Annotated in this window: 22 protein-coding genes; 14 read left to right on the top strand and 8 right to left on the bottom strand. The window is 38.3% G+C overall.

Annotated features, from left to right (window positions below):
* The first annotated feature begins 234 nt into the window (after positions 1-234).
* From NST46_RS01675 to ssuE, 14 genes are all read left to right on the top strand, one after another.
* The gene (locus tag NST46_RS01675; protein ID WP_341136655.1) at positions 235-1,014 is read left to right on the top strand and encodes a gluconate 2-dehydrogenase subunit 3 family protein; all 780 of its coding nucleotides are present in this window, start codon (positions 235-237) and stop codon (positions 1,012-1,014) included.
* A 37-nt stretch (positions 1,015-1,051) separates the two neighbouring features.
* Positions 1,052-2,767: a GMC family oxidoreductase gene (locus NST46_RS01670; protein ID WP_118890322.1), complete on the top strand. Its 1,716-nt coding sequence runs from the start codon at positions 1,052-1,054 to the stop codon at positions 2,765-2,767.
* A gap of 285 nt (positions 2,768-3,052) precedes the next feature.
* Complete coding sequence (locus tag NST46_RS01665; protein WP_341136654.1) at positions 3,053-3,319, top strand: hypothetical protein; 267 nt, start codon at positions 3,053-3,055, stop codon at positions 3,317-3,319.
* A gap of 397 nt (positions 3,320-3,716) precedes the next feature.
* A complete protein-coding gene (aldA, locus tag NST46_RS01660) occupies positions 3,717-5,168 on the top strand; it encodes an aldehyde dehydrogenase (protein WP_118890332.1) in 1,452 nt (483 codons plus the stop codon).
* A gap of 444 nt (positions 5,169-5,612) precedes the next feature.
* Positions 5,613-6,491, top strand: coding sequence for a TetR/AcrR family transcriptional regulator (locus NST46_RS01655; protein WP_341136653.1), 879 nt, complete (start codon positions 5,613-5,615; stop codon positions 6,489-6,491).
* Positions 6,492-6,704: 213 nt separating this feature from the next.
* Complete coding sequence (locus NST46_RS01650; protein WP_341136652.1) at positions 6,705-8,132, top strand: MDR family MFS transporter; 1,428 nt, start codon at positions 6,705-6,707, stop codon at positions 8,130-8,132.
* A 227-nt stretch (positions 8,133-8,359) separates the two neighbouring features.
* On the top strand, positions 8,360-9,004 hold the full coding sequence (locus NST46_RS01645; protein ID WP_341136651.1) for an SDR family oxidoreductase: 645 nt from the start codon (positions 8,360-8,362) through the stop codon (positions 9,002-9,004).
* A 400-nt stretch (positions 9,005-9,404) separates the two neighbouring features.
* Complete coding sequence (locus NST46_RS01640) at positions 9,405-10,025, top strand: GntR family transcriptional regulator (protein WP_341136650.1); 621 nt, start codon at positions 9,405-9,407, stop codon at positions 10,023-10,025.
* Positions 10,026-10,195: 170 nt separating this feature from the next.
* Positions 10,196-11,257 (top strand): tartrate dehydrogenase, encoded by a 1,062-nt coding sequence (locus NST46_RS01635; protein ID WP_251659379.1) that lies wholly within the window; start codon positions 10,196-10,198, stop codon positions 11,255-11,257.
* A 549-nt stretch (positions 11,258-11,806) separates the two neighbouring features.
* Positions 11,807-12,811 (top strand): LLM class flavin-dependent oxidoreductase, encoded by a 1,005-nt coding sequence (locus tag NST46_RS01630; protein WP_118890333.1) that lies wholly within the window; start codon positions 11,807-11,809, stop codon positions 12,809-12,811.
* A gap of 151 nt (positions 12,812-12,962) precedes the next feature.
* Positions 12,963-13,742: a transporter substrate-binding domain-containing protein gene (locus NST46_RS01625; protein ID WP_251659375.1), complete on the top strand. Its 780-nt coding sequence runs from the start codon at positions 12,963-12,965 to the stop codon at positions 13,740-13,742.
* Between the two features lie 17 nt (positions 13,743-13,759).
* On the top strand, positions 13,760-15,091 hold the full coding sequence (locus tag NST46_RS01620; RefSeq protein WP_341136649.1) for an LLM class flavin-dependent oxidoreductase: 1,332 nt from the start codon (positions 13,760-13,762) through the stop codon (positions 15,089-15,091).
* Between the two features lie 10 nt (positions 15,092-15,101).
* Positions 15,102-15,359, top strand: a complete 258-nt coding sequence (locus NST46_RS01615; RefSeq protein ID WP_095313277.1) for a glutaredoxin family protein — start codon at positions 15,102-15,104, stop codon at positions 15,357-15,359.
* A gap of 62 nt (positions 15,360-15,421) precedes the next feature.
* On the top strand, positions 15,422-15,955 hold the full coding sequence (gene ssuE, locus NST46_RS01610) for an NADPH-dependent FMN reductase (protein WP_251659421.1): 534 nt from the start codon (positions 15,422-15,424) through the stop codon (positions 15,953-15,955).
* Between the two features lie 139 nt (positions 15,956-16,094).
* Here ssuE and NST46_RS01605 read toward each other — a convergent pair whose 3' ends face one another.
* The 8 genes from NST46_RS01605 to NST46_RS01570 form a co-directional block, all read right to left on the bottom strand.
* Positions 16,095-16,355 (bottom strand): glutaredoxin family protein, encoded by a 261-nt coding sequence (locus NST46_RS01605; RefSeq protein ID WP_095313275.1) that lies wholly within the window; start codon positions 16,353-16,355, stop codon positions 16,095-16,097.
* A 31-nt stretch (positions 16,356-16,386) separates the two neighbouring features.
* Positions 16,387-17,229 (bottom strand): amidohydrolase family protein, encoded by an 843-nt coding sequence (locus NST46_RS01600; protein WP_341136648.1) that lies wholly within the window; start codon positions 17,227-17,229, stop codon positions 16,387-16,389.
* 19 nt (positions 17,230-17,248) lie between these two features.
* Positions 17,249-17,980 (bottom strand): glucose 1-dehydrogenase, encoded by a 732-nt coding sequence (locus NST46_RS01595; RefSeq protein WP_095313271.1) that lies wholly within the window; start codon positions 17,978-17,980, stop codon positions 17,249-17,251.
* Positions 17,981-17,998: 18 nt separating this feature from the next.
* The gene (locus NST46_RS01590; protein ID WP_341136647.1) at positions 17,999-18,790 is read right to left on the bottom strand and encodes a transporter substrate-binding domain-containing protein; all 792 of its coding nucleotides are present in this window, start codon (positions 18,788-18,790) and stop codon (positions 17,999-18,001) included.
* Between the two features lie 21 nt (positions 18,791-18,811).
* The gene (locus NST46_RS01585; protein WP_340002207.1) at positions 18,812-19,489 is read right to left on the bottom strand and encodes an amino acid ABC transporter permease; all 678 of its coding nucleotides are present in this window, start codon (positions 19,487-19,489) and stop codon (positions 18,812-18,814) included.
* Between the two features lie 26 nt (positions 19,490-19,515).
* Complete coding sequence (locus tag NST46_RS01580) at positions 19,516-20,304, bottom strand: amino acid ABC transporter ATP-binding protein (RefSeq protein WP_095313265.1); 789 nt, start codon at positions 20,302-20,304, stop codon at positions 19,516-19,518.
* Between the two features lie 255 nt (positions 20,305-20,559).
* Entirely contained in the window at positions 20,560-21,444 is an 885-nt protein-coding gene (locus NST46_RS01575) for a LysR family transcriptional regulator (RefSeq protein WP_341136646.1), read from the bottom strand.
* A gap of 187 nt (positions 21,445-21,631) precedes the next feature.
* On the bottom strand, positions 21,632-21,886 hold the full coding sequence (locus tag NST46_RS01570; protein WP_095313261.1) for a spore coat protein: 255 nt from the start codon (positions 21,884-21,886) through the stop codon (positions 21,632-21,634).
* Positions 21,887-21,896: the final 10 nt, after the last annotated feature.

Here is a 21,896-nt window from a genome sequence, read left to right as displayed (position 1 = left end):
AAAAAAACATTTACCGGTATAGCATTAAGTTTATTCACCTCGAGTTTTGGACATAATTATGGAAAAAAGTATAAAACACATCCACATTGACGTTGTGTGCAGATAAGAAAGAAACTTTCTTAATCTATATCATGAAGGGAACTTGCCGTAAAGACTATCAATCTGAGATAAGAATATGGTGTAGCTCTAAATATGTTGGATTTACTTATTCTTTATATATTAGGAGGGGTTATGGTGACGGAAAAGGAGAACAATCAAATAACAAAACAAGCAAATACAAATAGTACAAGACGTGCCTTTTTAAAAAATTCAGGATTAACAGTTGGTGGGATTGCAATTGGTGCGACATTTGGTGGCTTACTTGGCAATTTAAGGGGTGGGGAGGTGCAAACAGAACAAACTCCGCCGCCGGTCGCTGAAGTTGCTAACCCAAATGTTGCCTTAATGTTTTTTACCCCAGATGAATATCAAACAACAAATGCAGCGGTGGAACGTATTTTTCCAGAGGGTGAGAATGGCCCTGGTGCTATGGAATTGAATGCTGCGATATATATTGATCATCAACTTGCTAGTCAATGGGGAGTAAATGCAAAGGATTATCGGCTGGGTCCATTTTATAAACCTGAACCAACACAAGGTGAACAAATCAAACTATTACGCCAAGATTTATTCCGCTTAGGTTTAAAAAGACTGGATAATTACAGCAACGAAAATTATGAAAGGCAGTTTCTAGACTTAGAGGCAGGAGAGCAAGACGACGTTTTAGCTGCTTTTGAGGAAGGCAAAGCAGGTTCGATTTCTGGTGTTTCTACAACTGAGTTTTTCAAATTGCTCAGACAGTTAACGCTGGAGGGTGTTTATGCAGATCCGATGTATGGTGGCAATAAAGAGATGCTGGGGTGGGAAATGCGAAAGTATCCTGGTACGAGAATGGGTTATATCAATGAAATCCAAAAAAAGGATTTTATTGAACTGGAACCAAACAGCCTCCAGAGTCATATGGGACATTCATAAGAAATAGGTTGTTCAAAAATAGAAAGGGTTGAGAAACATGGCTACAAAATTACCAAAAGAACCTGTTGTTGTCATTGGAATGGGTTGGGCAGGGGGGATTATTGCCTCTGAACTAACAAAGGCTGGAATCAAAGTCGTCGGACTCGAGCGAGGGAAAGAGAGGAAGATGAGTGATTATCTTATGGTCCATGACGAACTCCGCTTCCAGCATCGAGAAGAATTAATGCAAGACTTATCCAAAGAAACCGTTACACATCGTAATAACAGCAAGATGAGAGCACTCCCAATGCGCCAATATGGTACGTTTATTGTTGGGGATGGCCTTGGAGGCGCAGGTAGTCATTGGAATGGACAAACATACCGTTTTCTTCCATATGATTTTGAGATTAAAACGATGACGGAAGAAAGATACGGGAAAAACAAAATCAAAGCTGATTATCCACTTCAGGATTGGGGCATTACATATGACGAGTTAGAACCATATTACGATACCTTTGAAAAAATGTCCGGTATTTCAGGTGAGACGGTTGAATTATATGGTCACCGTTCAAATCCTTATCCAACCAAACCAATGCTAAAAACACCCGTACTAGAGGAATTTGAAAAGGCAGCCAAAAAACTTGGTTACAAACCTTATATGATGCCTTCTGCGAATTTATCCGAGAATTACGAAAACCCAGATGGAATTGCACGTGCAGCTTGTCAATACTGTGCGTACTGCGAAAACTTTGGTTGTGAGTATGGCGCAAAAGCGGACCCGGTTGTAACTGTTCTGCCTGTTGCACAAGAAACGGGTAACCTTGACCTGCGTACACATGCTAATGTAACGCGAATTTTAAATGATGGGACGAAAGCTACTGGTGTTATTTATGTGGATGCACTTACCGGGGAGGAATTTGAACAGCCTGCAGAAGTAGTGGTCGTCGCAAGCTATGTATTTAATAATGCAAGACTTCTGCTTAATTCTGGACTCGGTAAACCGTATAATCCAGCAGACGGGACAGGTGTTATTGGCAAAAACTATTGTTACCAAGTAAGTTCCGGGTACTCTACTTTATTTTATAATGATAGAGAATTTAATCTATATGCTGGTGCTGGGGCATTGGGGATTGAAATTCCCGAATTCACAGGTGATAATTTCGACCATGCGAATGAGAACTTTATTCACGGAGCAGGAATCCGTTCTACACAATACGGGAACCGGCCAATTGCCAATAATAACGTGCCAATTGGAACGCCTTCGTGGGGAAAAGAATTTAAGGAACAATCGATTAAGTACACAAATAGCATCCTCCAGGTCAAATCACAAGGTGCCAGTATGCCTCACCGGCAAAATTATATTGATTTGGATCCTACTTATAAAGATGCATACGGCATGCCGTTATTGCGCATAACGTATGATTATACAGAACAAGACAAAGCGTTAGTGAAGTACATGGCGAAAGTTACAAGATCGATCGCTGAAGAGATGGGGCCAGATCATATAGATACAGTTGGTGAACAAGCACCCTTCAACGTAAACGTCGATACGAACACCCATAATACTGGGGGCGTCATTATGGGGGCTGAACCTGAAACGTCAGCAATTAACTCTTATCAACAGATGTGGGATGCTGAAAATGTATTTGTCGTCGGGGCTTCAGCATTTCCTCATAATAGTTGTTTCAATCCGACTGGTACATTAGGTGCTTTATCTTATAGAGCTGCAGAAGGAATTGAAACGTACCTTAAGCAAGGCGGCTCTCTTGTTTAAGTGTTTTTAATCCGTTGTTTCTTTCATTGCTATTGATTATTTGTTAGTTGACCTCACCTAAGTAAGCTCTCATATTTAGGTAGGAGTATTCCTCTCCATTATATAAAGAGATTAAAATACCTGCCTTCTATTGTGGAGCAGGTATTTTCCTTTAAAACAACAATATCACCAAATAAATGGATGAATGTTTCAAGACTATGATTGTCATTTTAGGGACATATTAATGTTAACTAAAAGGACTTTTTGAACAACCTCTAAAAAATGAAAAGTAAGGTGGTACATATAATGAGAGTCAATTGGAAAGTTTTAATCTTTTCTAGTTTGGTTTCGTTAAGTTTATTATCAGCTTGTACCGTTGATAATAACGATTCGAATGAGCAGCAGAATGATATAAAGAATAACCCAACCCATTATGAAAATGATGCGAACCTGGAGGATAAAGAGAATCAAGAAAACAAATCCTTTATCCATGATGAAGATCCTGATCAAACAGATCAAGAGTTACAAAAGGGAGAGGATCTAGAATTCGACAGTGACAGAGGTGCAGAGTAAAGCTTTGGGAGTAGATAAAAGGTTATTTTGTAGGGGAAACAGCTGATAGGTTTTATTCAATATACCTTCACAATTCCATTCATTTTAGAAATCTGTGGAAATGTGAAGGTAGCGTTTATTTTAGGGGGGAATTGTGGGTTTTCATTTGTTTCATTTAATTCAGTGCGAATTTCGTCTATTTAGCTCAATTTCAGTATTTTTTTGATCTGCACAGGTAAAGCCTTTTTTCCTCTCCTTCGGTAGTAGTTATATAGAATATCTATTTCTTTTAAAAGGGTTCAATTTTATATTTTAACAATATTTAAATCTAAAAAAACTGTACTAGTTTAACTGCAAAAAATAAGTGGAATATCCATTAATAGGTAGTCACCATTAAATTGCAAGGAGGCTCGTTATGATGAAAAAACATCAACTTTATATTGAAGGTAAGTATACAGACTCTACAGGGAACGAATGGCTGGATATTATCAATCCGGCTACAGAAGAGGTAATCTCTCAAGCTCCCAGAGGTACAGATAAAGATGTGGATAGAGCTGTCCAAGCAGCTTTTGATGCCCAAAAATCCTGGGAATTAAAACCAAACATTGAACGCGGGAAAATCGTTCGTAAATTAGGTGACGCGATTCAGGAGAAACGTGATACCTTTATTGATTTGCTTCAGGAGGAACAAGGTAAAAATTACGACCTTGCGCAAGGTGAAGTAGATCTGGCGATTGACTATTTTCATTATATGTCGGAATGGGCACGTCGGATAGAGGGTGACATTGTTCCGAGCGATCGTCCAAATGAAAATATCTATATTTATAAGAAGCCGATTGGTGTTGTAGCTGGTATTGTACCATGGAATTTCCCGGTATTCATTCTTGCCAGAAAAGTGGCATCAGCACTTGTCACTGGCTGTACGCTTGTTCTAAAGCCAAGTCAGAAAACACCAAATACAACAATGGAATTTACGAAGATAGTTGATAAAATGAAGGAAATCCCTAAAGGTGTGTACAATGTTGTGACTGGTACTGGTTCAGAGGTTGGGAATGCATTGGCAAGCCATGAAAAAGTTGCGATGATATCCATGACCGGCAGCATTGCAGCGGGGACAAAGGTAATGGAAGCAGCTGCATCCAATATTACGAAAGTAAATCTAGAATTAGGTGGCAAAGCACCTGCTATTGTCACGAAACATGCAGATCTGGACGTAGCTGCTGAAAATATTACGACATCCCGCCTTGCCAACAATGGCCAAGCCTGTACAAACGCGGAACGCATCTATGTTCAGGAAGATATTGCGGACACCTTTATAAATAAATTGAAGGAAAGGTTTGAAAGTCAGACAATTGATAATCCACGGCAAAACAAGGAAGCAGATATTGGTCCGCTAATTAGCGGTGACCGGCTTAAAACAGTGGATGATATGGTGCAAAAAGCGAAAGAGAACGGTGCTGAAGTAGTTATTGGCGGTGAACGTGCAAATCAGGACAATGGCTATTTTTATAAGCCGACAATCTTAACGAATGTGACACATGAATCCGATATTATGCAGGAGGAAATTTTTGGACCTGTTATCCCAATTGATACCTTTCAAACACTTGATGAAGCAATCGAAAAAGGTAATGATACGGTTTATGGTCTTTCTTCTTCTGTCTATACAGAAGATATGAATGAAGCCATGCGTGTAATTAATGAGCTGAAATTCGGTGAAACATATGTCAATCGTGAAAACTTTGAGGCGGTACAGGGGTATCATGCAGGAATGAGAAAATCCGGCCTGGGCGGAACAGACGGAAAACATGGTATTGAAGATTTTCTTGTCACCCATGTAGTTTACATGCAATATAACAAGGATAAACAGTAGGAATACACTTGGGACAATTTTATTCTGTTTTGAGGATGCATAATGAATAAATGGCAATGGCATACGAAATGACGTATGCCATTTTCGTTGTTATATCAATGTTAAATTGACTTTCAGGGTTGCTTAGACATCAAAATTTTTAAAAGGTTTTACATATGTTAATCGTTATTGTTCAATAAAATATCTATCAAATTGAGGTGTTAAAAGCGTCGTTAAATGTCTCCTAATACAGCAGTTAACGAGGTTGTTTAGTTAACAAAAATAGATGTGACAACAATATATTAGAATATCATTCTGTTACCATATTACTTCAATTTCCTGGATTATTTTTTATACTTCAAGTCTAAAAAAATAATCTGGTCTAAACGTTTTAAATAAAAGTGGTTGATATTAAAGGGTTTTAGTTGTAAAATAAAATAGACGAGTGGTACAGAAGGTGATATAATGAATCCGCGAAAAAAACAAATAACCGATGCAGCACATCGATTGTTTTCCGAAAATGGATTTGCCCAAACATCGATCCAGGACATTCTGGATGAAGCGCAAATTGCGAAAGGGACGTTTTACAATTATTTTGCTTCAAAAAATGAATGTCTGATTGCCATATTAGAAACAGTTAACGAAAAAGCAGAGCGAAGACGGATTGAACTTGCGCAAGGCGAAAATAAAGCAGACGAAAATGTTCTCGTATCACAAATTGCTGTTCGGTTAGATATGAACCGTTACCACAATTTGCTGGCTATTTTTGGTTCAGTTGCATGTTCAGATGATAATGACTTAAAAGCATTCTTTAAAAAGAACCAAACAAAGGAATTGAACTGGATTGCTAAAAGACTGGTTGATGTTTTTGGTGAAGAAGAGGCGCGCCACGCGGTAGATCATGCTGTCATGTTAACTGGCTGCATTCATCAGATCATACGTGTTTGGAATTTGGGTGCGAATACAGAAATGGCCACTGAAACGGTTGTTCAGTTTGCGCTTGATCAATTGAAACCTGTCATTCGTGAGGGAAATAAAAAAGCCTTTTTTCAAAAAAATTGGCTGGATTTAACGATTGACAGTTTATCAACGGATTATATGGAGATGAAGCAACAATTAATTATTAGATTAAGTAACCTTACTAAGAAGCTGGAAAAGGAAGAAAAAGCGAAAAATAATGAGTATGTTCAGTTTTTGCTTAAGGAGTTCCAGTCAGAAAATCCGCGTCTTTTTTTGCTGGAAAGTGTATTATTATCACTGAAGCATGTTTTTGAAGGCTCAAGTTATGAGCTTGAAATAAGTCAAATCGTTAAAATGGCATGGCATGTACTAGACAGTTTATAGAATAAACAAAAATGGTTGGATTCTATAGTTTAAAAGAATCCGACCTTTTATCTTTATGAATTCATGGTGCTTAAAAATGAGTGATATTCATAAACTATACGTTAGTTCCTATTCGCCGTTACATGTTGAAGCGGTTGTTCTATAAATTTCGTACCCTATCCCATTTTTTGTAAATTAAATATTCGTTTAAATAAGAAAGAAGGTTTTAATACTATGGTTAAAAATCAGTCCGGCGCACAACCGGATGAACCTGCATTCAATAAAGCTCCACTTATTGCTGTATTGCTTTCTGGAGCTTTTGTTGCGATTCTGAATCAGACACTTTTAGCTACAGCTTTACCCCATATTATGGCGGATTTACAGCTGGATGCGAATACCGCTCAGTGGCTGCAATCTGTTTTTATGCTTGTAAACGGAATTATGATCCCAATTACAGCGTTTTTAATTGAGCGTTTTACAACCCGAGCATTATTCCTCACTGCAATGACTATCTTTGGTTTAGGTACATTAATGTGTGCTATTGCTCCGGTTTTCTCTATTTTAATGGCCGGGCGCGTTCTCCAGGCTGCTGGTGCAGGAATTATAATGCCATTAATGCAAACAATCATGTTCATGATTTTTCCAATTGAAAAACGTGGATCAGCAATGGGCATGTTCGGCCTGGTTATTGCATTTGCCCCAGCGATTGGCCCAACTTTATCCGGTTTGATTGTCGATCATTTCCCGTGGAGAAGTTTATTCTATGTAATTCTTCCGATTGTCATTTTAGATATCATTTTTGCTTATCTTTTGCTTAAAAATGTTACCAATAGGACATTCCCTAAGCTTGATATCTTATCCATTATTTTATCAACTTTAGGGTTTGGTGGTTTGTTATATGGATTTAGCGCCGCTGGTAATAGTGGGTGGACAAGTATGCAGGTAGTCTTATCGCTTCTCATTGGTGCACTTGCTCTCGTGTGGTTTATTTTCAGACAGTTGAAGTTAGAACAACCAATTCTGGAATTCCGGGTATTTAAATATAGTGTATTTACAATAACGACAGTCCTTGGTATGGTGCTATTTATTGCCATGATCGGTGCTGCTGTTATATTGCCGTTAATGATGCAAAATATGCTCGGTTTTTCTGCGTTAGAGTCTGGATTAGCATTGTTGCCGGGCGCTCTGTTAATGGGGATTATGAGCCCTATTACGGGACGTTTATTTGATAAATTTGGAGCAAGGTGGCTATCCATTATAGGGGTGACCATTCTCGTCATTACAACATTTATGTTTGCGATTTTTACAGAAGAGACAACATTCACGTATATCGCAGCTGTTAACGCGATAAGGATGTTTGGTATTTCTATGGTTATGATGCCGGTGACGACGGCTGGATTGAACCAGCTTCCAACCAAGTTAATTCCGCATGGAACAGCAATGAACAATACCATGCGACAGGTTGCAGGATCTGTTGGTACCGCCCTTCTTGTAACGGTAATGACAAGTAATAGCATTCCAGATCAGGGGGTTGCTGGAATGTTGCATGGTGTTAATATCTCCTTTATCGTTGCAGCAATTTTTGCTGTTATTGCATTAATCATGGCATTCTTTATTAAAAACTCACGTCCAGAGAATCCTGATGATATTAGGCCGAGATAAAAAATAATCTATTGCCATCCAAAAACACTGAGAGGTAAGAAAAAATAACTGGTTTTCGATTCAACCATGAAAATAAAAGACGCATGAAATCAGGATTTTAAATCAGATTTCATGCGTCTTATTTATTTTAAAAGCAGAACAAATAGGGAAACCTTCCTCGCTATGTTTTGCAAACTGGTGAGAGGGAACATTTTAAACAGATATCATTATAAAGGAGAGGTTATAATATGAACGTACTCGTTATTGGAGCGAATGGACAAGTTGGCAGGAAGATTGTGAAAGAACTGGCTGATTCAAATCATAAGGCTACGGCAATGGTACGCAAAGAAGAACAGGTAGATAAATTAAAAGAAATCGGAGCAGACAATGTCGTGCTTGCCAACCTTGAAGAAGACTTCAATTCTGCATTTGACGATGTGGATGCAGTGATCTTTGCAGCAGGTTCCGGCGGTTCAACTGGTGCAGATAAAACAATGACTGTTGATTTATATGGTTCGATAAAAGCAGTAGATTATGCTATGGATAAAGGAGTCAAGCGCTTTGTTCAGTTAAGTTCAGTTGGCTCTGCCAATCCAGATGAACAAGAAGATAAAATCAAACATTATATGGTTGCCAAGGGAGTTGCGGATCGCCATCTCCAGCAAACGAATCTTGATTATACAATTGTTCGTCCTGGTCCTTTATCTAACGATGAAGCAAAAGGGGAAATTAAGATTTCACATGAATTCCCCGACATTGGTGATGGCTCCATTCCAAGAGCTGATGTAGCACATATTCTTGTCGATGTGCTTGATCGCAACAACACGTACAGGAAAACATTTGAGGTAATAGAAGGTGAGAAAGAGGTCGGAGAAGTATTAGAGACTGTATAAGCGGTAGTTCAAGTAGAACTGAAAAAGATCCGTGTTAACAGTTAGTCGAAGCTCTTTTCGATGTGGTTTTTCACAATGGGCTTTTTGAAATCTCCCCGATCTGTTATTTTGTACTATAGTATACTAGAATTATAAAAGCTGCCAGTTGGTAAAACTGGCAGTATTTTAATTATGAGAGTCTGCTTGTAAATACAATATAACTATTCCTTCATATTTTAAAAGGGATACGGGATTCATAAGTTGAATACTTGGTCTTATCTGGATATAGTAGAAAGGAAGGTAATGAATATTACTTTCCTTAAATACACGAATCTAGTTCCACAAACAATTCATGCAGATGACGGGAATGATCAAATTGTTTATAGAGAAAAAGGAACCCTATTATATTCAGTTTTATCGTATGATCAGACAAATGATTTTTGATGGGAAATTTCAACCAGGGGAACACATCAACGAAACCCAGTTAGCAAAAGAGTACAATGTCAGTAAGAGTCCTATTAGGGAAGCAGTACGGATTCTTGAAAAAGAAGGACTGCTAGTTGCTGATAAATCTAAAATGCTCGTTTATAAGCCAACCATTACAGATGTGGAGGAAATTTATTATTGCCGTATGGCGCTAGAATCCTTCGCTGTTAATCTGACAACGAAACTTGCGACAGATGACGAGCTTTCAAAAATAGAAGCCATATTAGCTGAAACCGAAGCTGCTATTAATAAAAAGATTGAAGCCAATTCGATTATCTTCCTTAATGAACAATTTCATCAATTAATTCTTACCTATACGAAAAACAACCGCTTGCAAAAACAAGTATATGATTTAAAGGGGTTAATTAATTATTATCGGATATTAAACTTCCAGGGTAATGAGCGGGCCGTGGAAATCTTGGAACAACATCGTCGAATCTTCTATTATATGAAAGAAAGAGATGAAACGAAAGCCTCTGCCGAGATGGTCAACCATTTAGAACGTGATTTGAAACATTTACTTCAAATTATGATGGATTCAACTAGAAAACTATGAGTAGAATTTAACTTATATAAGCCAATGAAGCTGTGCCCTAATAGGGTACGGTTTTTATTTTGGTGAATATAATCCATGATTGCTAAAAGACAGACTTTATTATATAGTTAAAATAAATTAAAAGAGTCGACCGACGACTTTTGAGAAATTAAATGTAGGAGGCTGCGAAAATGAAGAAATTTAAGATTGCATCGATTCCAGGAGATGGAATTGGTACAGAAGTTGTTCCTGCTGCTACAGCTGTTTTGAAAACGGTATCAGATATTCATGGTGGATTATCATTCGAGTTCACGGAGTTTCCATATAGCTGTGAGTATTATTTGGAGCATGGCGTGATGATGCCTGAAGATGGATTAGAAAGATTAAAAGACTTTGATTCCATTTTCTTAGGGGCTGTCGGTAATAGTAAGCTCGTGTCAGATCATACTTCATTGTGGGGGCTTTTGATCAAGATTCGCCGCGAGTTTGAGCAACAAATTAACATTAGACCAGCAAAGGTTCTGCGTGGTATCAAATCTCCACTCGTTAACCCTAAGGACTTTGATTTAATTGTTGTCCGAGAAAATAGTGAGGGAGAGTACAGTGAGGTTGGTGGGAGAATTCTTCGTGGAGAAGATGAAATCTCCATCCAGAACAATATTTTTTCCCGAAAAGGAACCGAACGTGCAATGCGCTATGCATTTGATTTGGCGTCAAAAAGGAATAAACATGTGACGAGTGCGACAAAATCAAATGGGATTGTCCATACGATGCCGTTCTGGGATGAAGTGTTTAACGATGTTGCTACAGATTATGCAGATATCCAAACGGACTCTCAGCACATCGATGCTTTGGCAGCTTTCTTTGTTACGCGTCCAAATAAATTTGATGTTATTGTTGCCAGTAATTTATTTGGCGATATTTTGACTGATATTGGTGCAGCGATCATGGGGAGTGTCGGAATTGCACCTGCTGCAAATATCAATGTGAATGGAAAATACCCATCCATGTTTGAACCAGTTCATGGGTCAGCTCCAGATATTATTGGAAAAGGCATCGCCAATCCAATTGGGCAAATCTGGACAGCTAAAATGATGCTCGACCACATGGGTGAGGAGGAGATTGGAACCGTTCTCTTAGATGTGGTTGAAAGTGTTACGAATGACGGAATCGTCACACCGGATATCGGTGGAAAACATACGACCACAGAAGTTACGGAGGAAATTATTAGTCGGTTAAAAGCTAGAGCTTAATATCTTGAAGAACACATTAGTTTAGGAATCTATTGAATGATAAAGATAGGTTCCTATTTCTAATTATGTGTAAATGTTCTCTATAAGGTGGAACAGAAGCGGATATTAGAAAACATCATGCTAATTTTCGTTATGGAGTAAGAAAAGCATTTGTGGAATGAGTTTCCCTTTTTAACCTTATTTTATCTGGACAAATCCATATAGAACTTCCCTATAAGTAAACAAAGAAATACTTATAACCCCGTCTATTGTAGCAATTATAATAAGATGCTATACTTAATTCAATTTATTAATCCGGGTAAGTTAATTGGTATACTGATATATACTTAGAACGAAAAAAGGAACAGCGAATAAAGTATTATTCATGGCAGGTTGGTGGATGCATAGTAAAGAGCACCAGAGGTAACTTTTGATGACCCAACGAAGGAAAGGACAAAAAAGTTATTCAAGAATTTTCATAGAAATACTGGCATGAATAAGGAGACATGTTTCCAGCAGCGTGATGAGAATAGTTCTGCAATAGGAAGCTAAAATATGGGGGAGAAAGTAATGTCATATAAATTAGGGATACTTGATCAAAGTCCAATTTTTTCAGGGAAGTCGGCTGAAGATGCATTAGAAAGCACGATTCAATTCGTGCAAAAGGCAGAAGAATGGGGATATGAACGCTTTTGGGTTTCTGAACATCATCAGACACTTGACCTTGCGGGTACATCACCTGAAGTACTTATTTCTCATTTATTAGCAAAAACGACTACGATCAAAATTGGCTCAGGTGGTGTGATGTTGCAGCATTATAGCCCTTATAAAGTAGTAGAAAACTTCCAGCTTTTATCATCACTTACTCCAGGAAGAGTGGAGCTAGGGGTAGGAAAAGCACCGGGTGGTTTTTCTTTATCAACGAAGGCTTTGCGTTACGGGGCAGCGGGTAGTGATATCGATTTTGATGAACGTTTTACCATACTTAATCAATTCATTCATGATGCATTGCCCGAAGATCATGCATTATATGGTGCAAAGGCTTTGCCAAAGCCAAAGAGGAAGGTGCCTGTTTTCCTTTTAGGAGCAAGTTCAAACAGTGCTAGACTTGCTGCAGAGCAGGGTGCAAATTTTGTATTTGCGCGTTTTTTAAATGGGAATGATGACATTCTTCGGGAAGCTGTACAGGAGTACAGGAATATTTATCCAGAAGGAAAGTTTATTGTTGCAATTGCATCTTTCGCTGCGGTAACGCAAGAAGAAGCAGAGGAAGAGGCACGACATTATAAAATTTATAAAATCCATCTTGAAAGTGGTCGCTCACTATCGGTTCAGTCGCTTGAGCAAGTGGAATTATTCCGGGAACAAACGAGGGAATCCTTTGAAGTTAAAGAGCAAGAAGTGGATATGATTGCAGGAAGTCCTGCATTTGTAAAAGGGGAGTTAGATCAATTAGCAGCTGCTTATGCGATTGATGAGTTTATTCTGCATACACCCATTCAGCATGAACAAAAGCGCTTGAAATCATTTGAATTATTAAGTCAGTTGGCGGTTCCGCTATTGAATAAAAACTAAACGTAATTTGGTATTTGTATAAATAAGGGGCAGGGCTAGTGTTTTAAATTATGCTGTAATTGGATGTAGGAAGTAGTTCAATTACAAGGCTGGTATAACAGTGTAACTGTACCAAGTTTTAAGTTATTCATGATCAAGGGGAGAAGAATAAATGAAAAAATTAGTGATATTCTTGTCAGCTGTGTTCCTATTTTTTGCTGCGGGGTGTGGAGAAAGTTCCAGTAGTGAAGGTTCAACTGAAGATAAAGTCATTACAGTTGGAGCTGTACCTGATGGTTACCCACATACTTTTAAGGAAGATGAAGAATTTAAAGGCTTTGTTGTCGATGTGTTCAACGCTATTTTTAAAGATATGGGTTATGAAGTGGAATGGGTTATAACGGATTGGAATGGGGTACTGGCAAATTTACAATCTGGAAAAGTCGATACAGCTATTAATTTTGCAGCAACAGAAGAGAGAGCAAAAACATATAATTTCACAGATCCTTATTACAGTTCGAAAGCAGTAATTGCTACAGCGAAAGATGGGGCTAACATTCAGTCATTAGATGATTTAGAAGGGAAAAAACTAGCTAGTATTATGGGAACTAACTTTGAAAATGTATTAAAAGAAAATTACCCAGAAGAAAATTATGAACTGGTCATTTATGAATCAGTTGATGTGGTTTATACAGATGTAGCTACAGGAAAAGTAGATGGATTTATATACGGCAGGGAGCAATTGATGGCACAAATTAGTGAAAGAGACATTCCATTACAAATTGTAGATGAACCATTTGGGGACCAACCCGTTGCTTTACCATTTCAAAAAACTGAGGAAAATGATGCTTTAATTTCAGAGATTAACCAAACAATCGAGAAACTAAAAGAGAATGGAACATTTTCCGAGATATCTTTAAAATGGTTTGATATCGATTTACTAGAAGAATAAGAAAAGGAAGTGGAAAGATGGCTAGCAAAAATATGAAACTTGGAATATTAATACAAGGTCCCGGTGGCCATATGAATTCTTGGAAATCTGAGGATGTGCCGGCAGATGGAAGTATTAATTTAAATCATTATATAGCAGTGACGCATAAAGCAGAGCAAGCTGGATTTGACTTTGTATTTATTGCGGATGGACTACACATTAATGAAAAATCGATTCCTCATTTTCTAAATCGATTTGAGCCGTTGACATTGTTATCGACACTTGCAGCGGTCACAAAACATATTGGATTAGTTGGGACGATTTCGACAACGTATAGTGAGCCATTTAATGTTGCACGTCAATTTGCTTCCTTAGATATAATTTCAGGCGGGCGTGCTGGTTGGAATGTTGTTACATCACCCTTGGAAGGAACTGCATCGAATTTTAATAAAGGGAACCACCCAGAACATCGGCTACGATATCAAATGGCAGATGAGTATTTAGAAGTTACGAAAGGATTATGGGATTCTTGGGAAGATGCTGCATTTGTAAGAAATCGTGAAACAGGGCAATTTTTTGACAAGGATAAGATGCACCGTTTGAATCATAATGGTGAATTTTTTACGGCACAAGGTCCATTAAATATTGAACGTTCTAAACAAGGGCAGCCAGTTATTTTCCAAGCAGGATCATCAAAGACTGGAATTGCATTTGCTGCCAAACATGGGGAAGCTATTTTTACGAATAAATCGACATTGGAAAGTGCGCAGGAATATTATCGTACATTAAAAAACCAGGCGGCAGAATATGGTAGAAAGCGAGAAGCGATTGCTGTTTTACCACAATTGTCTCCAATCATTGGTGCAACGGAAGAAGAAGCAGAAGAGCAATACAATGCGATTAAGCATTTAATTGGTATTGAGGAAGCTTTGCATTATTTAGGGCGTTTCTTTGATCATTTTAATTTCAGTCAGTTTCCACTTGATGAGGCATTCCCGGACATTGGTGAGGTCGGGAAAAACAGTTTTCAATCGACAACAGATGAGATTAAAAAAATGGCAAAAGATGAGAACTTAACGTTAAGAGAGGTAGCATTACGTGTAGCAACTCCTAAAAATGAATTTTTCGGTACGTATGAACAAGTAGCGAACAAAATGATCGAATGGGTTGATCAGGATGCGGCAGATGGCTTTGTATTGAGCATGTATGTACTTGGAAAGCAGTATGAAGATTTTCTCGAGCATGTTGTTCCAATTTTAGTGGAAAAAGGTTACTATAATCGCGGTTATGAAAGTGATACATTACGAGGAAATTTAGGGCTGCCTTTTATTGAAAATCGCTATAAAAAAGAACATATCAAAACGAAGTGAGGGATAAAGCATGCCAAACAATCAATCTATCGTAGTCTGGTCTAAACAGGGTTGTAGTTATTGTAATGAGGTAAAAACTTATTTAGAGGAAAAAGGGTTACCTTATCAAACGATCGATGTCACAGAAAATGATGATCGAAGAGATATTTTAGAAGCAAAATATGGGATACGCCATGTTCCAGTTGTGGAAATCGGCCAAGGAAATGCATATGAAGCAGTGACAGAAGTTGGTATTGAACATTTAGAGAAGACATTAGCGAGTAATTAAACGAAGTACCCATATTTGTTGATAGGGTTACTGTTTAAGAGAGGGGGATGGTTGTGCGTAATATGAATATTGTAATTGTTTCGGGAAGTCCTTCATCGCTGTCGAGATCAGAGCGAATTCTTTACTATCTAGGCGAGCTTGCCGAGCAAGAAGGTTTTTCCGTTAAACATATTTCTGTAAAGGATGTCGATGCGGAGGACTTACTTTTTGCAAACTTCAACAGCACTAAAATCAAGGAAATCGCCAATGATTTGGAAAATGCAGACGGTGTAATTGTTGGATCCCCGGTATACAAAGCTTCATACTCTGGCGTATTAAAAGCATTGTTCGATATGCTGCCACAGGATATTTTACAGGATACCCATGTACTACCTGTGATGACCGGGGGGAGCCTATCCCATTTATTGGCCCTGGAGTATGCTTTGAAACCGTTGCTGGCCACTGTGAAAGGTCATAATTTAAAGGGCCTTTACTTTCAAGACAGTGAGATAGATAAAACAAGTGATAATCCGATTTTAGATGTGGATATGTTGAATCGAACGAAAAAACAGCTTGATTATTTTTTTGGGAAAGTGAAGCGGAAGGAACATGCTTAGTTAGAGGAGGTCTACTTTTTAGTAGATCTTTTTTTGTTGGAGAGGGAAAGAGTAAAAGCAGGATAAAAAAAGCATCTTGCAATTTCACAAAGACATAAAAAAGTTCCCCTGCCCGAATGACAAGCAGGAGAACGGTTTGTTATCTATTTTTCAACGCTTCCTCAATATATTGCACACCTATTTCCGTAATCGCTTCATACTGGTTTTCTTGACCAATTTCCACGACAGGTACGTGTCGAACACCGTATTTTACTTCTAGAATGTCACGTCTGTCATCATGATCGGTTACATCAATGTCTTTGTATGTAATGCCTTTTTCATTTAAATATTGCTTTACCTCCGCACAGTAACTGCAACCTTGTTTGGACCAAACGACTACGTTCAAATCTTTAATTGCCATTTTAATTCTTCCTTTCTTTTATTGAATTTTTTCATATATCAATTTTTAACAAACGTTTTGCATTTTCATAGAAAATCTTTGCTGAAAGTTCAGGTGCTAATTCATAGCTTTGATAATGCTTTATCGCATAAGCATAAGGAACATTTGGATAACGGCTTGCAAATAAAAGTTGATTTTCCAATCCTGACTTTGCAGCTTCTATGTATTGATTGCCTCCAGGGAAGGTGAGGTAAAAGTCGGGACATAAGTAAATGTTTGGAAAATGTGTCGCAACTGCGATAGATTCTTGAACAAATGGCCATGCTGCATGCGAGATAATAATTTTTAAGTCTGGATATTTCTTTGCTACACGAATAAGCTGCTTTGGATGGATATAATCATAATCAGGTGCTTCACTTGTCAGCGAGATGAGCAAGCTTAATGTTATACAATAAGGGAAGTCGTATTCTAAACAAGCTTCAAAAATGGGATCTAAGCTTTCATCGCCTATCGGGGTTAATGGTTTGATTTTTGATGGAATTGCTGCAACCCCATGAAAAACACCAGTTTTCCCATATCGGTGAATGGTAGCTACAGCTTCATCGACTGTCATATCTTCAATCCCAATAAAGCCGAAGAATCGTTCCCCTTGAGGGCTTGTTAAGAAAGCTTGCAATTCTTCATTTGAGCTTCCTTGTTCATTATTTCTACCGAGAATTACCGAATAACTAATTCCCTGCTCATCCATCTCATTTAGTACATCTGTAACAGTAGAAGACTTTGTTGGTGCAAGGTTTTCCAATTGATGAAAAACGCCGTGTAATGCTGTCTTGCCGTTTTCAAACATTGCTTCCCACTTTGGAATCGGTGCTTTCATTTTAAAATCAATCACCATAGGCTTGTATCCTCCTTTCTTATCTTGCGGTCAAACCACCATCAATGACGCATTCAGCCCCAGTTGTATAACTGGATTCATCAGAGGCGAGATAAAGAACGAGATTGGATACCTCTTCTTTTGTTAGCACCCTGTTCAACGGACGGTCAGTTGCCACTGCGTCTCCACCGGCTTGTTCGGAAAACATGCCTGTATTTACTAGGCTGGGATGAATGGAATTCACACGAATCTGATACTGTCCCAGCTCCAATGCTGCTACCTTTGTCATTCCAGTCACAGCGAATTTAGAAGCTCCATAAGCAATGCCTGCTGTTCTTCCTCTTAAGCCACCAATGGAGGAAATATTTATAATGGAACCATGCTTTGCTTTTTTCATTGAAGGGACGACAGCTTTCATTCCTAAGAAAACAGCTGTTTGGTTAACATCAATAACCTTTCGATAGGCTTCTTCAGGGAAGTTTTCTAGATGTTCGCTATAATTAATTCCGGCATTGTTTACTAGAATATTCACTGGGCCAAATGTTTTCTCTGTCTTTGCAACGACCTGCTCCCAACGTGCAGCATCTGTTACATCGTGCTGTAAAAACAATACCCCCTCTCCAAGCTCAGCTTGTAATGCTTTTCCTTCCCCAGTGGCGACATCGGTGAAAACTACTTTCGCACCTTCTGTCATGAGCTTTCTGACATGGGAGGCACCCATGCCGGATGCCCCGCCTGTTACTATTGCTACCTTACCGCTTACTCTCCCCATGCAAAATCCCCCAAGTAATTATTGTTCGTCTTGACTGATCGTTACATCCTCACCAAACCATTCCATCGATAAATCTCGAAATGTACCATCAGCTTTTAATGTTTCTACTGCTTCATTAATTTCAGCAATAAGCGCTTCATTTTCATCTGTCTTGGCAAATGGAAGGGAGACTAGTTTCTCTCCAAATGCTTCCCCAACCACCTGCAATGGGATTCCTTTATCTTTTATTTGTGCTAACAGGATTTCTCTTCCAGTTACAAATGCATCCACTTTTCCTGATGCAACATCCTGATGAATAACATCTGGTGTTTCATAATTGATAATTTCTATTTCATCATTTGGATCCTGCTCTTTTAATACATTTTGATAATTGGATCCCGTTACATTTCCAACTTGCTTACCTTTAACATCCTCTAGGGACTGTATCGTGTCGTTATCTTGTGCTACTCCAAGAGCAGCTCTGGAATAGTAGTAGGGTTCTGTAAAGGAATACTTTTCTTCTCTTTCTGGTGTTTGTGCAAAGTTCGCAACCGTATCAATTTTCCCGGTTTCTAAGGAAGCGAGCACACCAGTCCAGTCCGTAACGACCCATTCAACCTCATACCCGATTTCAGTGAAAATAGCTTCTATCATATCAACGCTAAAGCCCTCTAATTTTTCATTTTCATAGAAATATTGTGGATAGCCATCGGGTGTTGCGCCCACCTTGATTACAGTATCATCTCCTGCTGACCCGTTATCTGTGTTTTGTCCACATGCGCTTAAAAAGAGTAATATTAGGACGGAAATTAAAATCATTCGTTTTTTCATGTTCATGTATCCTCCAACAACTTAAGTTTCTCTTACGTAAGGTTTACTAATACGGTTTTCATACCAGGATTGTAAGCCGCTATATACAACGGTTAGTCCCCAATAAATAAGTGCAACTGCCATATAAGCTTCAAAGAAATTAAGCGTAGCTGTCGCAAGTAGCTTTCCTTGGGCGAGTAATTCTGTTACACCAATGGTAAATGCGAGTGAGGAATTTTTTAATAAACCGAGAAATGTATTTCCTGTTGCAGGAATCGCATTTCGTGCGGCTTGTGGCAAGATAATTCCTCGTAATGCTTGGGGGTACGTCATACCTACCGTTAATGCAGCTTCTGCTTGCCCTTTATCTACAGACTCCAGCCCAGCCCGAAAGATTTCTGCAAGGTATGCTGAAACATTTAAGCTAAATGCAATAATTGCAGCTGTTGTAGCACTAATTGAATTAAGCGCGGGGACTAATTGTGGCAAGCCAAAATAAATCATTAAAAGCTGCACGAGTGGTGGAGTCCCTCGAAAGAAGGAAATGTACACCTTGGATAATTGCTGTAAAATTGGAATTCGATTCACTAGAATTAAAGAAAGGAAGATTCCGATTATAATAGCAAACAGCATGGAAACGATTGATATATATAGGGTAACTGGTACATATTTTAATAGCTCAGGAATAATTTCAATCATATACCCAAAATCAAAATTCATATAAGACACCGCCATCTTTCTTGTAGTTATAGAAGAGCAAATTTGCCATTTTCTATATCCTTATCTAACTCCACGGAGGAGTGCTTTTGATAGTTCTGTAAAAATTTCTTTGTTCTCTCATTTTGAGGGTTATCAAAAATTTCTTCAGGTGTGCCTTGCTCTACAATTAAACCATCATCCATGAAAATGACTTTATCTGCGACTTCCCTGGCAAACTTCATTTCGTGGGTTACGATAATCATTGTTTTCTCCTTATTGGCGATACTGGATATGACACGCAGTACTTCACCAACCCATTCTGGATCCAGCGAAGAAGTAGGTTCGTCGAATAGAATGGCGTTGGGACCTACTGCTAATGCCCGCGCAATGCCAACTCGCTGCTGCTGTCCTCCAGATAGGGAGATCGGGTAGCTATCTGCTTTGCTTAAAAGTCCAACTTGATTCAATAAATGACGTCCGATTTCGTCCGCTTGTTTTTTGTTTAATTTCTTTGTGACTCTTAATGAATGGGTTACATTTTCTAGAGCTGTTTTATTTTTAAAAAGGTTGTAGTGTTGAAACACCATCGATGTTTGCATGCGCAATTTCTGTATTTCTGATTTGGTTGCCTTCGTTGTATCCACTGTTACATCACCGATTTCAATCTTTCCAGAATCAGGTTTTTCTAGGAAATTGATACAGCGGAGCAATGTCGACTTTCCAGAGCCGGATGGACCAATAATGGCTACCACTTCACCCTCAGTCACTTGAAAGCTAATATCCTTTAAAACAATATTATTTTTAAAGCTTTTCTTTATATTTGAGATCTTTATCATCGTATTTCATCCCTCCACTTTATGAATAACTTTGATTATTCCTAGGGTTTTAGTTGGTTTTGAGATTATCGATTAGTATATCACGCGTAACTTAATCTAACAATAACTCTCCTTATAGAAAAATAAGGTCTCCCTTATAGAAAGGTTCTATATAGTTAGGCGGATAGTGGTGTGAATTGATAACTCAGCTTTTATCATATATGCCTAAACTGTTCTTTTGGTTCAATTTAGATCTGGAATGTGCATTTCTCTGCTTCAGTTTCTCTTGCTTCCTTCTAATTTAGCGATTTCTAGTAATTCCGTATAATAGTTTGGTGTTTCTTCTGTGTAAAAAATCATGTTTGTTTTCAGCGACAGATTTGATACAAAAGGTAAATTCACATGAACTAGTTCTTGACGGGCCAGTTCATTACGTACACTGATTTCTGGGAGAAAACCAATGCCCGTTCCACTTACCATCAAGCCTTTTGCAGCTTCCATATTATCTACTTCATATTGGATAATAGGTTTGACACTTAGGTTTTGAAATAGATTCCGTATCATGGACCAATCTAATGATCCACATTCAAAAAAGATAATCGGTTCTTGTGCTAATGCTTCGATGTTAATTGAATCAAAGCTTGCAAAAGGATGGTCAGGCTGTACAAACAGGTTGATTGGACTTTCCAATACTTTTTCAGATGTAATAAGCGGATGAGAACTATTCCTGACAAAACCAATATCAACTTCACGATTCAATACTTTATTTTGAATGGCATCACTTGACCCTGTAACCAGCTTTAGTTGCACGTCCGGATGTTTCTTTGTAAAAGCGGGTATGACTTTTGGAATTAAGTAATTGGATACGAGTTCTGTGCATCCAATTATTAACTGATCGGATAATTCTTTCACTTTTAATTGTTTCTTGCCAGTTTTATAGTATTGAATAATTTGCTCAGCATAAGGAAGGAATTCCTTTGCTTGCTCTGTGATCACGAGCTGCCTGCCAACCCGATCGAAAAGCTTCGTATCTAACTCCCGCTCTAACGTTTGGATTCGTGCTGTCACGGATGGCTGTGATAAGAACAGGGCTTTGGAGGCTTTGTTGATACTGCCAAAGTGATTCACTAACACAAAGGCTTCGATGTTTTCGATATTCATGATTTAAGTCTCCTTTAATTCTTAGTAATCTTATCAACATTATATATATAGGGGAGGGGAATGTCACTGGTAAGATAGAACGGAGAAGGAAAATAAAAAAATCGGCAAATATGTTATTTGCCGATTTTTATGGTGAAAAGGATATTCTGCGATTCAAGAAAATAAATGCTTTTCCATGTATAAATAGTTATTGACCTGAGCTTAGTTCCGTTTTTACTTGCTGAATCTCTTCAGGTGTCGCGGGTTGTGCTGGTTTATAATGACCATTCTGCAGTGCATAGCTATATACGGTCCGTTGGCGGGATTCGTCTCCATTACGTAAACTCACAAGTGTTTGTCTGAGTTGCGAATTATTTGCTTCACTTATATAGCCTGCATAGCTTTTTAGACTTGCATTTAATCCATTTAAATAATCGTTCACAATATCTTTATCTTGTAGCATGCTTCTTTCC

It is taken from the genome of Oceanobacillus sp. FSL W7-1309 (genome assembly GCF_038002145.1).
Lineage (GTDB): Bacteria > Bacillota > Bacilli > Bacillales > Amphibacillaceae > Oceanobacillus > Oceanobacillus profundus.
Note: the sequence above shows the minus strand (reverse complement) of the source record. Positions and strands in the feature narration are given on the sequence as shown.